Below are 14989 nucleotides of genomic sequence, written 5' to 3'. Positions count from 1 at the left end.
TTTCCTCGATTCGCCCAATCAAATCCGGGCAGGGTGAATACACTGCATCATCTACACTTTATTACAGGAGGAAAGAAAACATGAACGAGTTAGAGCATTTCAGCCCTGAAGATACAAGAATATTTGGAAGACCGTTCGGATTCGGGAGACCATTTGGGTTTGGAAGACCGTTCGGGTTCGGTTACGGATTTGGAAGACCCGGATTTGGTTATGGGTTTGGCCGGCCATTCGGATTTTTTGGAGGACCGTTTATCGGCGGCCTTGCAGGCGGGCTTATAGGAAGCGCTTTATTTAATCCTTATTTTTATGGCGGATACCCCTATTATCCGTATGCCCCGTTCCCTTATTATTATTAAACGCAAAAGGCCCCTTAAAAAGGGGTCTTTTTAAGTGTGTGAAAATGAATCTCTTGACTCATACATAGGCATACACTACTATTTTTCTAGCTGAAGTTTTTTTCTAATCTAAAAATATAGTGAGGAGAATTTATGATGTTGATAGGATATATATTCCTCACGATTGCCATATGTTCGGAATCGATAGGAGCAGCCATGCTGAAAGTATCTGATGGCTTCAAAAAGTGGAAGCCAAGTGCTTTGGTCGTCATTGGCTATTCCCTCGCCTTTTATATGCTGTCCCTGACTTTAAACCATATTCCCCTGAGCCTCTCCTATGCGACTTGGAGCGGGGCGGGCACGGTGCTGACGACAGTGATCGGAGTAAAATGGTTCAAGGAAGATCTGAATGCCAAAGGGCTTATCGGGATTCTTTTATTACTATCAGGGGTCGTGTTACTTAATTGGCAGTAAAGGAGTGATGAAGATGAGAGGATTGCTTTATTTGGCTCTCGCCATTGTATCTGAAGTGTTTGGGAGCACGATGCTGAAGCTTTCAGAAGGATTTACACAAGCCTGGCCCATTGCCGGAGTCATAGTCGGATTTCTTTCTGCTTTTACGTTTCTAAGCTTTTCTTTAAAAACAATTGACTTATCAAGCGCGTATGCAACATGGTCGGGCGTTGGTACCGCGCTTACAGCAATTGTCGGGTTTTTGCTTTTTGGCGAAACCATCAGTTTAAAAGGTGTATTCGGTCTCACGCTTGTCATTGCAGGCGTGGTCGTGCTAAATCAATCGAAAGCCCACGCTGAAGATAAAAAACAGACGGTCTGTGAGTGACCGTCTGTTTTCTTTATTCTCCACCCAGTTTCACAGAGGCTTCAAGCTGCAGCTCGACATTTCCTTGAATTGCACGCGAAATCATGCATGACGACTCCGCTTTTTTACAAAGCTTGTGCGCCAATGCGACGTCGTCTTGTGAAGCATCATGTTTAAGCACGACAGAGGGACGGTGAATGATCTTTTTGTATGTAAAGACTCCTTTTGTGACGTCGACAATGCCTTCTGACTCCATCTGTAAGTCTTCTTTTTCCAGCCCGCTTCTCTCCATCATCGCTGCAAGTGTAATAATGTAACAGGTCGCTGCCGCCCCGAGAAGCATTTCATCTGGGTTGGTCCCTTCTCCCGGGCCATCCATTTCTTTAGGAATGGAAATCGATGTGATCAGGTTTCCGCTTTCAATCGTACCGACATCATTGCGGTTACCCGGCCAATTCGCTTTTAAATAAAAATGATGATCTGCCATTGTTTTGCCTCCTTTTTTATCCTATTTCAGTCTACTGATCTTCTCTTATTTTGTCTTCTGATCTGCTTGTTACGAATACTCTTTTTCCAGGACACCTTTGATCGCACTGACATAAGCATAAAATTCACTGTTCTTTGTGTATTTTCTATTTTTATAATAAAAATCATCAAAAAATGCTTCTCTCTGCTCACGGCTGATTTCCAGCTGGATACTTAGCCCCGTTTCCCCTTGGTTATTAATGTTTTCGGCATTCAATCCAGCAAGACCGCTTTTAGACGACGCTAACTCAGCGGAAAACCCTCTCCGCTCAAGGGCTCTCACAATCATTTTCGCTCGCTTTCGGTCTGTTCCCCCTACAAGCGTATTCTTGTTCTCTCCTTTATATCCGTGAAAAGCCACCACATATTGATGCTCCTTGATTTTCTTTTTAGCCAATGGCTCATCAAAGTTGGTGCTTGTAATGTGCAGCGTTTGGTTATCGTGGGACTTCAACCCTTCAAACAGGTATGTAGAGTATTCATTATTGAAATAACGCACAAGCTCACTTACTCCGCCTTCAATTCTTCCGCCATGCGGAGACATAATTAAGACTTTGCTTCCTTTTTTCTCATTATATGAAATATCGTAATCGGCTGGGCTCTCATTCTCTGCCAAGCTGCTGAAATTTGAATATGTATCAGGCTGATTTGATGGTTCAGGTTCCAATGAGTAATGAACATATCTCAAGAACAAGACAATGGCTAAGACTAATATGACATTTAGTAAAAATCTTCTCATGTTTAACTCCTTTCATAAGAATGGCGCGGTTCATTATATGAGGTTTAGCCAATAGGTTTTATCTTACCATTGTATACACAATATCATCAGTGAAAAAGTTCCCGGTTTCAAAAAATCAATTGATTGTCACGGTTATTAGCGGTTCATTTCAAATAAGAGTGAAAAAAGGTTGAGAGGAAAGACAAAAAAGGTAGGAACAACCTCACTTGGCAAATAAATGTATATAGGTTTAAGGAGGGTTTTAGTAACAGGCTGCCCGGTTGCTGAGACGGACAGCTGTTACCGGCCTGCAGAATAGAGATTTTGCTTATTTGTTCTCACAAAATCACAGGAGAGGATAGAGTCCAATAAAAATGTTCTGATCTGTTGTTTCGAAAAACAAAATGCTTTGATTTTCGTTTTGCTTTTCTGTCTCACAATAATCGTTCTTTTACTAATCGTTCCGTCTTTCTTCATATATATAATGCTGATTGGCATTTGGCTTTCCAAAGATCGGTGCAAGTAGAAATTCATACGGTTGCTCTCCCCTTCCCAGTTTGATATGATCACATTATAATACGAACAAACGTTCTTTTTCAATCCCCAATGATTTCCTCAGCTTCTGAATCTATCGTATCTAATGCGAAAGATTCAGAAAAACAAACTCTTGTCTGTCTCTTACAGAGGACAAACAAACTTACCAAACCTATCATCTGTTCATAGAGTATACAGAGAACCTTATAATAGGAGGAAAATACATGTTTGGGTACTCTATGGTACAAATGGTGAGAGCAAATGCTCACAAGCTAGATTGGCCGTTACGGGAAACCGTATTGCAGCTTTACAAGCCCTTCAAATGGACTCCTTGCTTCTTGCATAAATTTTTCGAAACCAAATTGCAAAACAGAAAAAAAATGTCAGTCATTATCGAATTTGAGGAAGGCTGTCACGAGACCGGCTTTCAAATGGCTGGAGAGGTGCTGCAAAAAGAAAAACGCAGCAAGCTAAAAAGCCGCTTCAACAAAATCAACTGCTGCAGCGCCGAGGTTACTCCTTCAGCATTACATTCCCTTCTCTCTGAATGCAGCAATATCCGTAAAGTGTATTTAAACCGCGAAGTCAAAGCGCTTTTAGACACGGCAACCGAAGCAAGCCATGCGAAGGAAGTCGTCAGAAACGGGCAAACCCTGACAGGAAAAGGTGTTACTGTCGCTGTTGTCGATACAGGAATCTACCCGCATCCTGATCTAGAAGGCAGAATTATCGGATTCGCGGACATGGTCAATCAAAAAACAGAGCCGTACGATGATAATGGTCATGGCACACACTGTGCAGGTGATGTTGCAAGCAGCGGCGCATCCTCTTCCGGCCAATACCGCGGACCTGCACCGGAAGCCAATCTCATCGGCGTAAAGGTATTAAACAAGCAGGGTTCAGGAACGTTAGCAGATATTATAGAGGGTGTTGAGTGGTGTATTCAATACAATGAGGACAACCCCGATGAACCGATTGATATTATTAGCATGTCGCTCGGGGGCGATGCCCTTAGATATGATCATGAACAGGAAGATCCGTTAGTCAGAGCGGTTGAAGAAGCGTGGAACGCAGGGATTGTCGTCTGTGTCGCTGCCGGAAACTCAGGCCCTGATTCGCAGACCATTGCAAGCCCGGGCGTGAGCGAAAAGGTGATTACAGTAGGTGCGCTTGACGATAACAATACTGCAAGCAGCGATGATGATACTGTCGCTTCCTTCTCAAGCCGCGGCCCGACAGTATATGGGAAAGAAAAGCCCGATATTTTAGCGCCGGGTGTTAATATTATTTCCCTTCGCTCTCCGAATTCTTATATTGATAAGCTCCAAAAGTCAAGCCGTGTAGGGTCTCAGTACTTTACAATGTCAGGAACCTCGATGGCAACACCGATTTGCGCAGGAATCGCAGCTTTAATTCTTCAGCACAACCCGGATCTTACCCCTGATGAAGTAAAAGAGCTTTTGAAAAACGGCACGGACAAATGGAAAGATGAAGATCCAAATGTGTACGGAGCGGGCGCTGTCAACGCAGAAAATTCCGTTCCCGGCCAATAAACATCATCAAAAGCCGGCAATTCTCTCTCAGCAGAACTGCCGGTTTTTTGTTTGAATATTCATAATCATAAGGTAAAATAATGGAAAATAGATGAAGGAAGTGAAGAAAGTGCCATATTATATCTGCAACACATGCGGTGTGCAACATGCACAGACTGTAGATCCGCCCAACTCGTGTCTGATTTGCGAGGATGAAAGGCAGTATATTCATCCCGATGGACAAAGTTGGACAACCCTTGAAGACATGCGTGAGAAAGGAAACCTTCAAAACATCCTCAAAAAGGAAGAAGAGCATCTTTACAGCATCAAAACTGAACCAGAGTTTGCGATCGGACAAACAGCTCATCTTATCCAGCATAAGGGCTTCAATGTGCTGTGGGATTGCATGACATATCTTGACCAAAAGACAATTGACCAAATCAACGAATTAGGCGGTATTCAAGCCATCGCCTTGTCTCATCCACATTATTACTCTACTCAAGTTGAGTGGGCTGAAGCGTTTCAGGCGCCGATCTATATCCATGAGGATGATAAAGAATGGGTGACAAGGCCAAGCAATCACATTCACTTCTGGTCAGGGGAAACGCTCAACGTGAAGCCGGGACTGGACCTTTACCGACTGGGCGGACATTTTAAAGGCGGTGCTGTTTTGCATTGGAGCAAGGGCAATGAAGGGAAAGGCTGTCTATTGACCGGAGATATCATTACGGTTGCGGCGGACCGAAACTGGGTCAGCTTTATGTACAGCTACCCAAATCTCATTCCCCTTCCCGCCTCCAAAGTTGAAGAAATAGCAGCCAAAGTAAAACCGCTTCAATTCAACCGGCTTTACAATGCTTTTTCTAAAGTTGTCAAAGAAAATGCCGGCGAAGCGGTCCAGCGTTCTGCCGTACGCTATATCAAGGCTCTCAACAGCGAATTGTTTCATACATAAAGAGTGAGGCGGCTCTTTTCCGTGTAAAAGATGCAGCAATTGGGAATAGTATCGTGTAGATCAAAAGGAGGAATATTGATGGCACACACGAATAAACAGCTTTCTCAATGGCTGGAATCAAAAGTCGGCCAGACGCTTGATATTAGAAAAGGTGAATTGACCCATGATGAAGAGATATCAGACTTGGATCAGATTGTTCTCCACCTTCAAAAAGTGGCTATACGCAGTACGAATCATCCTGATGATTATGTTGCGAAAGAAGAGCTCGTTTTAGAAGGCGAAGGAACAACATTCACTGAGGACGGAAACGTACCGCTTCCGCAAAATGCCTATGAGATTCCTTTATTAGGTGACATTCATATTCACCAAGAAAACGAAGGATTGAAGGTCATAACAGATCGTGCAGTATATACAATTGATATCCAGCACAGCTGAAAGCCACTTTCATCAAAATAATACAGCGTAGCGCCTTTGAGCTTTCGTTCAAAGGCGCTGCTTTATATCGAGCCGTTTTTTCACTTTTTTCGTTCTTCACCCTATTGAATGACTCCTAAAATAGATATATAGTTTTAGAGACAGGATTACATTTCAAATCATTCTGTTTTTTGTAAACTAGTTCAGCAATTTGATTCATCTATTTACCCTATTAGGCGAGGAGAATGCAAATGGAAAAATTGATGTTTCATCCGCATGGTAAAGAGTTTCATCACAATCCTTTTTCAGTTTTAGGACGATTTAGAGAGGAAGAGCCCATTCACCGATTTGAATTAAAACGGTTCGGAGCCACATATCCGGCCTGGTTAATTACCCGATACGATGATTGTATGGCCTTTTTAAAAGACAATCGAATTACAAGAGACGTAAAAAATGTGATGAACCAAGAACAAATCAAAATGCTCAACGTTAGTGAAGATATCGATTTTGTATCCGATCATATGCTGGCAAAAGACACACCTGACCATACCCGCCTGAGATCACTTGTTCATCAAGCATTTACTCCCCGAACCATTGAAAATCTGCGCGGCAGCATTGAACAAATTGCTGAACAGCTTTTAGATGAAATGGAAAAAGAAAATAAAGCGGATATCATGAAATCCTTCGCTTCCCCTTTGCCTTTTATTGTTATATCTGAATTGATGGGAATCCCAAAAGAAGATCGGTCACAGTTTCAAATCTGGACCAATGCGATGGTTGATACCTCTGAAGGTAACAGAGAGCTGACAAATCAGGCTCTTCGTGAATTTAAAGATTATATCTCCAAGCTGATCCATGACAGAAGAATAAAGCCAAGAGACGATTTAATCAGCAAACTTGTGCATGCTGAGGAAAACGGCAGCAAGTTAAGCGAAAAAGAGCTCTATTCGATGCTGTTCTTGCTCGTTGTAGCAGGCCTTGAGACGACTGTTAACTTACTCGGCTCAGGCACCCTCGCATTGCTGCAGCACAAGAAGGAATGTGAGAAGCTCAAGCAGCATCCTGAAATGATCGCTACAGCGGTTGAAGAATTGCTGCGATACACCTCACCTGTCGTTATGATGGCAAATCGGTGGGTCATCGAAGACTTTACATATAAGGGGCATTCGATCAAAAGAGGAGACATGATTTTTATAGGGATCGGATCGGCCAATCGCGACCCGAATTTTTTTGAGAACCCCGAAATATTAAATATAAATCGGTCGCCTAACAGACATATTTCTTTCGGTTTTGGCATTCATTTCTGCTTAGGAGCGCCTCTTGCCAGGCTGGAAGGCCACATTGCATTTAACGCACTTTTGAAGAGATTTCCTGATATTGAACTTGCGGTTGCGCCTGATGACATTCAATGGAGAAAAAATGTCTTTTTAAGAGGATTAGAAAGTCTCCCTGTTTCTCTTTCAAAATAACATTCAAAACGCCCCCTTTTAAAAGAGGGGGCGTTTGTGTTTTTAGCGCTTCACCAATTCATCTGTTTCTTTTTCTTCCCTCGCTTCATGTTTCTTCCGGAAAGCCTTAAGGAAATTCGCATTCACTACTCCCCTGTTTGAATAGAGCTTTTCGCAAAATTCTAACATGGCTGTTGACGCTTTCGGTTCGGTTAATATCATGAAGTGGTTGCTTGAATCGACATCCACCAGGTGGAAATGGGGAATTTGCCGCTCCCATTCCTCCCAATAGGCAGCTTGATCAAACGGTTCTTTTTCATTTGATAAAGTGAAATAAGTGTCTAAATCACCAAAGAAAGACCTGCTTTTGTTGCGGAAATAATAACATTTTACCGTCTCAGGATCAGGGAGAGACTTAACAGTGTACGACTCCAAATCATAGGCGCGCTGTGTTTTCATCATTTGCTGAGCCTGCGCACGTATTTGCTTATCTGGTTTGTTTAGCCCTCGTTCTTTTGCCAAGTCAATCAACTCAGACAGGAATTCTTCATCCTCTAAGCTTATGTCCACCTCTTCACGGCTGATGAGAACATCCGTAAGCTTTTCCCGTTTCGCAATCGATGCCAGCATCATATTAATTGTTTGCAGCATTGACGTTTTCATAGATGCCTCATTCTCTTTTGTCTCAGAACGATATGGGGAGTCAATCATCACCATGCTTTTGACAGCAAGGCCTTGGCTTTGCAGCTGGCGAGTGACTTCATATGCAATCATCCCGCCTAAGGAATATCCGCCTACATCATAAGGACCTTCAGGCTGTATGGATCGAATGATCTCTATATAATAGGAAGCCATTTGTTCAATTCCGTGCAAAGGAGCATAATCAGTCATGAATCCTCTGGCTTGAATGCCGTAAAAAGGGCGCTGGCTCTTTTGTGCAAATTGCTGATAGATTTCAACTCCTCCTACTCCGCCATGGAACCAAAAGACAGGGCGCCCCCGCTTGCCGTCATTTAACGGTATCAATTCCGGAAACGTGCGAGCTTGATCATTTTGTAAGGATGTATCCTTCTGTTTCTTTGCGATCAAGTCCATCATGTCCTGAACAGTATGGCATGCTTGAAGCTCCGTCAAGGCAATGAGAGGGTCCACCTTTGATTGCAATTGCCGTAATAACTGTATGCAAGAAATTGAATCAAATCCATACTGCTGCAATGGCTTATGAGGCTGCAGTTCATCCGGATCCATCCCTAGTACAGTTGCTAATATGTGATGATCGCTGCTGTTGTTGATACGCTCATCCTGTGAAACAGAAGGCGTACTCTCTACTGCTTGAAAGCCGTTCCAGCAGCTTCTCTTTTCAAATGGATAGGTTGGCAACGGTATTCTGCGGGCATCTTTTCCTTGATAAAGCTTCTCCCATGGGATTTGCACCCCTTTTGTCCAGCAAAACGCGATCTTTTCAAGGTTGTTTTCAGACAACAAAGTCTCGATCACCATTTCTCTTAATGGACCATCCAGCAAGGCTTCGATATCTGACGAGCCATTTTCTGCATTTCCGCTAAAGACAGGTACAGAACTCTTCGGCTTATCGCCTTTTTCTGCTAAGCAGGCTTGCAAGCCGATTACCAGTTCTTCTTTACTGCGGACGACGAGCGCTAGGCGATCTTCCATTTCCTCTCGGCCGGTTTGGAGTGTATAAGCATAATCTTGTAATGACAGTGCTTGTTGTTTATTCACATAGTCAAGCTGCTGTTGAACAATTGCTTTTAGCCTGTCTTGATTCTTTGCAGAAAGAACTACAATGTGGGCACCATTCTCACTCATACTAACCGGTGGTTTTGGTAAAGGAATATATTCTTCTAAAATGACGTGCGCATTTACGCCTCCAAAGCTATAGCTGTTGATACTCGCTCTGCGCGGAATTTTTTTGCCTGCATCGTCACTTAAATCCCCCCATTGCTGATTTTCGGCAGTCACTCGGAAACGGGTGCCCTTTATTGACACCTGGTCATTCAAAGACGAAAATCCGGATAGGCCTGGTATTGTTTGATGCTTCATCGCCATGCTGACCTTCATAAGAGCAGCCATGCCTGAGACGAGTTCACCGTGTCCGATGCTCGGCTTTAAGCTGCTGATATAACATGGCGCTTCCTCCCGTACTTCCTGTGGAAGTTCCAATTCGAGCTGACTGCAGCCAGACTTTAACGCCTCTATTTCTATCGCGTCTGCCAATGGAGAGGCGATCCCATGCGCTTCTATATAGGTCACCGTTTTGGGATCAATTTGTGCTCCTTGATAAGCCTTCAGCATTGCATCCTTCATGCCGGCCGGATTTGGCGCGTGAAGTGACATTCCCCTGCCGCCATGCGATACACCTGAACCTTTAATAACCGAATAAATATGATCAGAATCTTCAATGGCTTTTTGCAATGGTTTAATGATGAGAACTCCCGCTCCTTCACTTCTGACAAAGCCATTTGCATCTGCTTGAAAGGATTTGGCCTGTCCTTTCTCACTCAAATAGCCCATTGAGTCGAAGCCAATAAAGCCTTTTGGTGAAAGCAGCAAATTCACAGCCCCGACAATGGCTTGCTCACATTCGCCGTTTCGAATGGATTGTATAGCTCTGTGCAAAGCCACTAGAGCTGAGGAACAGGCAGCTTCACAATATTCACTTGGCCCTTTTACATCAAGTGCATAGGATATACGGTTTGGAATTAGGGAAGGAATCACAGCTGTATCCGTATTGCCGGCTGCGACAAATACTCCTGTCGGGCGGCTGGATACAACCTGCCCTGTTAAGCCTGCATCTTCCATCGCCTTCCATGCATGTATCAAGAGCAGAAACTCCTGTGGGTCCATATTCGCCGCTTCTTTAGGCGATATGCCAAAAAACAGGGGATCAAACTCACCTATTCCTTCTATAAAACCGCCCCATTGAAGGCTTGATTGCCCTTCCTTATCGGCTGCGGCATATTTGCGCCAGTCCCAGCGTTCTTTCGGCACTTCAGAGACACAGTTCTTTCCTTGGATAAGGTTATCCCAAAATTCCGTTACGCTGTTTGCTTTCGGAAACTGTCCCGACATGCCGATAATGGCTATGCCGTCTGCTGCGTGTTCGATTGTTTTATCCGTGTTCGTCTCGTATGCCGGAATCTGTTTCATTTGGTTTTCGATTTGAGCTGGGCGTTCTTCCTGCTGATGAGCTTCACCAAACAGCTGAGCAAATGATGCTTCATGTTTGTCCGCAAAAAAGTCGATTAGCTCTTGAATAGTCGGATACTCAAAAAACAGAGTCGGATTTAATTCGATCTTTGTCTCTGCTTCCATCTCCCTTGTCAATGAAACCAATTGAGAAGAATCGATTCCAAAATCCATGATATGCGCTTTTGCAAGAGACAATTTTGACGGATCGGCCATGTTTACTGCCAGTTTATCTGTTACATAGCTTCTGATACGATCTTTCAGATTGCTGGCTTTGATGGCCTTATTTTGATTTCCTCTTTGATTCGAAATACGAAGCTGTTTAAGCGAGTAGCCCGAGTAGTGCAGCACTGTTTCTGACGACTCATTGATCACATCTACATCAAACAGCAGCATGTCACCTGTATTCTTAACCAATGTAATCAAAAGCCAGCAATCCTCTTTTATCGTTTGCTTTGTAAACTGGATATCATTGATTCCAAACGGCAGGAAGCCGCCTGTCATGTCAAACTGCTCCAAGAAACTGAGGATAGCCAAGTACGCGCTGTTTGTCATCAATGGGCTTACAGTGTAATGGTGCCCGTTTGCCAGCCCGCTTTGGGGCAGGCGAATTTTTGCCAGTATAGACTTGTGGTCTCTGTAAAGATGAGTAATTGTCTTAAATAACTCTCCCCATTCAGGACCGTTTCCGGTTTTATACATCTGATCGATGTGATGAAGCTTAGTTAATGAATGCTTAACGTTCTCGATATTGACTTTTTTTGGCTCAAAAGAACCGATTCCGCATTGTCCGATTGCGGCAGGCTTCCACAAACCAGAGGACGGCTCGCGATACATGATTTGCAGTTCTATGACTTGATCTTTTTGCAGCGGCTTTGCCTGAAGTTCAATGGTCTCGCCTTGTTTGATGACAATTGGACTGGTATAACTTAATTTGCTGATACGGCCGCTGTTTTCCTCAGGGAACAGGTTAAAAAATGCTTCAATGGCCAGACTGCCATATGTGGCACCGACAAGCACCCGTTCATTGTTGAAGACGTGTCCTTGAACGTAAGGCTCATCATAAGTGAATTGATCTTGAATGACCGGCTGATTAATATTGTCTTCAACATCTGACGATTTCTCATTGATAGACGATACATCGAAATGAAATGATGTATTATGGTCAAATGCATAGTGAGGCAGATGAACCCAGCCTGTTCGGTTCCCTATATCAGCTTCTTTAAAAGCAATCGATGCCCCTTGTACCCATTGCTCTGCTGCGTTTATTTCTCTATCCCTAGATGCTGATTCCGCACATGGCTGTAAATCGAATGATGTATAGATGCCTTGCTGGAGTGAGCTTTCTCTTGATGTTCGGAACACCTTTAGTTTTTCGAACAGCTCTTGAGTCGATGTCACTGTAAATGCAGCCCTATGCTCTAAATTATGGTTTCTCCTGTGTAAAGCCTGTACAACGGGTTCAATATCCAGAGAAGCTTCCTTCTCTAAAAACAATTGCATATTTTCTAGATAGCTAAGCAGGCTCCATTTTGTTTTGGCTGAAAAAACGGCAGTGAATTCCTGCTGGCGGGGAGCGATATGTTCTTTCTCAGGGGCCGTCTCCATATATTCTTCTATAATAAGATTGGCATAGGCTCCCCCCGCTCCGAAGGAATTGATCATGCTTCTGCGTGGCAATTGTTTTCCAGTTTCAGGATCATTCAAGCGATGCCATGGCTCTGTTTGTTCCTGAAGATAGAAAGCCGTGTGTTCCAACTTAATATTTGGATTGACAGGCATCGCGTTAATTGTCGGCACCATCGTCCCTTTCTTCATCTGCAGCAGCACTTTTGTCAGCTGAGAAATACCGGAAGCCGCCTCTAAATGCCCCAGATTGGATTTGACAGAGCCTATCGCACAAAACTGTTTCTTGTTTGTATATTGTTGAAACGCGTTTGTTAAGGCAATTACTTCAATAGGATCGCCCAGCGCCGAACCATTTGCCGCCGATTCAATATAGCCGATAGTCTCTGGATCAATGCCCGACTGCTGAATCGACTTGACAATTAACTTTGCTTGCTGCTTCGGATCTGGAGCTGTATACATCTGTCTTCCGCCGCTATGGTTAGCAAAACTGCTTTTGATCACAGCGTAAATATGATCCTGATCTTCCATCGCCTTCGAAAGCGGTTTTAACAGGACAGCTCCGACGCCTTCCCCGGGAATAAGCCCGTTTCCTGTGCCAAAACTTTTGCTTTGATTGCCGCTTCCCAGCAGATTGGCACGCTCCAAAGAATCATATTTAGAGAGATCGAGTGTTAAATTGACGCCTCCAGCAATCGCCATTGAGCAGTTTTTCAATTTCAGGCTTTCACACGCAAGATGTATGGCGTTTAATGAACTAGAGCATGCTGAGCTGACAGCGATACTCGGTCCGGTCAGGTTAAAAAAGTGGGAAACGCGATTTGCAATGTGCCAGTCTCCCCCATTTGAGCTGAGGACTGCCTGCTCTAAAGATGGGATATTCCAAAAATACTGGTTATACATATTCCCTATAAAAACACCTACTCCGTCATCATCCCGCAATTTATCCAGCCGGGTTCGCGTATAGCCGCCGTCCTCAAACGTTTCCCAGACGGTTTCTAAACATAAACGGAGTTCCGGTGTCATTTCCATCACCCGGTTTTGCTCCACCTCAAAAAGCTGATGGTCAAATGCCTCTATATCTTGTAAAAATCCGCCATAGCGTTTCTTATTTGCCGGCTTTTTTGGATCTTTTGATAATGTTTTCAATAAAGATGTGCGCCATCTGGATTCCGGTGCCTCTGTAATACAATTGTCTCCGGCGATTAAATGCCCCCAAAGCTCTTCTAAACTGTTAGACATCGGATAGCGCCCGCTTACCCCGATTATTGCGATATCTTCTGTACTAGAATCATTAAAATGTGTTCCTTGCAAATTACTTGTCTTTTCTTTTTTTAGTGGTTCGGTATTTGCTAGCTGAGTTTCAGTGACTTCCTGCTCTGTAACAAAGCGGCGTGTATGAAAAGTAAATGGCTTATTAGGATCTGTACGCTCTGTTTGAAGTGGAGCTTCATTTTTTGCAGGCTTCGTTTTTTCCTTTAACAATGCTGTCCGGAGCTTATTTTCATGCCCCTTTACTAAATATTCGACGAGTTCTTTTGTGTTGTTATGTTCAAATAAAATGGTTTTTGGAAGCTCTCCCGTCACTTTTTCTAATTCACGAATGAAATTCACCTGCAAAATCGAATCAATTCCATACTTCTCAAATGTCGTATCTTCGTGAATACGTTCTGGTGATAGTTTGATTGATTTTGCCAGCGTATGCTTCACAAATTGTGCCGTTTGTTCGATGAGAGAATCGCTTTCCTGTGAATGATCGATTTCAGCATTCATTTGTATATGGCTTGGATCTTCTTCTGCCCCCGTTCTCTTCTTTTGACGGACGACTCCGTTACTTTCAGCGGCAATGATCTGCTGGCCGAGCTGATGCGATTGTTCAGCCATAAAGGAAACATAGCGAAATCCTTCACTCTCAAGCACCGTTTTCCAAGTATCCGGATACAGGCCCGGACAGCCCGGTATGCGGAGATCAGGGTCCTCATACAGCCACCAGCCCTCTAAAAGGCCGAACGTCAAATGCGAATATATATTATGATTACTTATTTCATTTAAAAGGAGCAGCCCGTTCTTTTTCAAAACTGCTTTTGCATTTCGCAATGTTTGCCGGATATTTTTTGTGGCATGAAGCACATTTGCCGCGATGACCGCGTCGTAGCCTCCCGCATCAATATGCTGTTCAGACGCCGGCTCCTCGACATTAAATCGTTTATATGTCAAATATGGATTGTCAGGACCATACTTATTTTCTGCATGCATTAAAAAAGCTTTAGACAGATCTGTATAACAATATTCTTTTATATGTGTCTGCCATGCTTTCAATTTTTGAAAAACAGCCGCGCTTGTCCCGCCGGTCCCAGCTCCGATTTCTAATATTCGAATCTTCGCCTCAGGCTCTTGCTTCAGACGTTCTTGCAGATAGGCTGTTAACGTATCTGCAAGCACATCATTAAAATAGTCTGCGACTTGATTGTTTTTATAGACCCCTTCTACTAAATCCATAGATGAATTCGGAAACAGGATATCGGTGGCTGACGCCTTGCCGGTCAGAATCTCCGGCAAGGCTTTAAGTGCTGTCTCCACCAATGTCACCATGGCTTTCATATTATTGTCTTGAAGCAGGTCAGATTTTTGTTCATTCCATTCTTTCCAAAGCTCGCTCATGGTGCCTATTGAGCGTGTTGGAACATATCCGTTCTCCGTTCGCTTCAAAAATTGCTGCCGTTCTAAAATTGATTGGCTTTCTTCGAACCATCTGCCATAGAAATTCTCCAATACCGGCTGGGATTTACTTTCTGTGAAAAACCCTATGGACTGTAATTGTGCGAAAAGCATTTTACAGAGAATGTCTTCTGTGTTCAGCATTGGCGCTTCCCCT

At 43.6% G+C, this 14989-nt stretch carries 11 protein-coding genes; 7 read left to right on the top strand and 4 right to left on the bottom strand.

The genetic code is table 11. The annotated features are described in order from the left end of the window. The first annotated feature begins 80 nt into the window (after window positions 1–80). The 3 genes from NX903_RS08660 to ebrB all read left to right on the top strand — a co-directional run bounded on the left by NX903_RS08660 (window position 81) and on the right by ebrB (window position 1176). Window positions 81–356 carry a hypothetical protein gene (locus NX903_RS08660; protein WP_029317825.1) on the top strand — a complete coding sequence of 92 codons (276 nt, stop codon included), beginning with the start codon at window positions 81–83 and terminating at the stop codon, window positions 354–356. A 135-nt stretch (window positions 357–491) separates the two neighbouring features. Next, window positions 492–809, top strand: a complete 318-nt coding sequence (gene ebrA / locus NX903_RS08655) for a multidrug efflux SMR transporter subunit EbrA (RefSeq protein ID WP_015483253.1) — start codon at window positions 492–494, stop codon at window positions 807–809. Between the two features lie 13 nt (window positions 810–822). Further along, window positions 823–1176, top strand: a complete 354-nt coding sequence (gene ebrB / locus NX903_RS08650) for a multidrug efflux SMR transporter subunit EbrB (RefSeq protein ID WP_014476870.1) — start codon at window positions 823–825, stop codon at window positions 1174–1176. A gap of 13 nt (window positions 1177–1189) precedes the next feature. On the opposite strand, the gene NX903_RS08645 is transcribed toward ebrB, so the two are convergent. From NX903_RS08645 to NX903_RS08635, 3 genes are all read right to left on the bottom strand, one after another. Then, window positions 1190–1642 carry an OsmC family protein gene (locus NX903_RS08645; RefSeq protein ID WP_003231775.1) on the bottom strand — a complete coding sequence of 151 codons (453 nt, stop codon included), beginning with the start codon at window positions 1640–1642 and terminating at the stop codon, window positions 1190–1192. A 69-nt stretch (window positions 1643–1711) separates the two neighbouring features. Continuing rightward, the gene (locus tag NX903_RS08640) at window positions 1712–2419 is read right to left on the bottom strand and encodes a poly-gamma-glutamate hydrolase family protein (protein ID WP_003245758.1); all 708 of its coding nucleotides are present in this window, start codon (window positions 2417–2419) and stop codon (window positions 1712–1714) included. A 279-nt stretch (window positions 2420–2698) separates the two neighbouring features. Next, entirely contained in the window at window positions 2699–2932 is a 234-nt protein-coding gene (locus NX903_RS08635) for a hypothetical protein (protein ID WP_014476869.1), read from the bottom strand. A gap of 224 nt (window positions 2933–3156) precedes the next feature. On the opposite strand from NX903_RS08635, the gene aprX reads away from it, so the two are divergent. From aprX to NX903_RS08615, 4 genes are all read left to right on the top strand, one after another. Next, window positions 3157–4485, top strand: coding sequence for a serine protease AprX (gene aprX, locus NX903_RS08630; RefSeq protein WP_077670754.1), 1329 nt, complete (start codon window positions 3157–3159; stop codon window positions 4483–4485). A 109-nt stretch (window positions 4486–4594) separates the two neighbouring features. Then, a complete protein-coding gene (locus NX903_RS08625) occupies window positions 4595–5419 on the top strand; it encodes an MBL fold metallo-hydrolase (protein WP_080479557.1) in 825 nt (274 codons plus the stop codon). A 78-nt stretch (window positions 5420–5497) separates the two neighbouring features. After that, the gene (locus NX903_RS08620) at window positions 5498–5854 is read left to right on the top strand and encodes a hypothetical protein (RefSeq protein WP_086343860.1); all 357 of its coding nucleotides are present in this window, start codon (window positions 5498–5500) and stop codon (window positions 5852–5854) included. Window positions 5855–6084: 230 nt separating this feature from the next. Further along, complete coding sequence (locus tag NX903_RS08615) at window positions 6085–7302, top strand: cytochrome P450 family protein (protein WP_086343859.1); 1218 nt, start codon at window positions 6085–6087, stop codon at window positions 7300–7302. Between the two features lie 42 nt (window positions 7303–7344). Here the strand turns inward: NX903_RS08615 and NX903_RS08610 are convergent, their stop codons facing one another. Beyond that, entirely contained in the window at window positions 7345–14976 is a 7632-nt protein-coding gene (locus NX903_RS08610; protein ID WP_086343858.1) for a beta-ketoacyl synthase N-terminal-like domain-containing protein, read from the bottom strand. Between the last annotated feature and the right edge of the window lie 13 nt (window positions 14977–14989).

The sequence above is a fragment of the Bacillus sp. FSL R5-0576 genome (assembly GCF_038004765.1).
GTDB lineage: Bacteria > Bacillota > Bacilli > Bacillales > Bacillaceae > Bacillus > Bacillus subtilis.
This window is presented reverse-complemented; position numbering and strand designations above follow the sequence as displayed.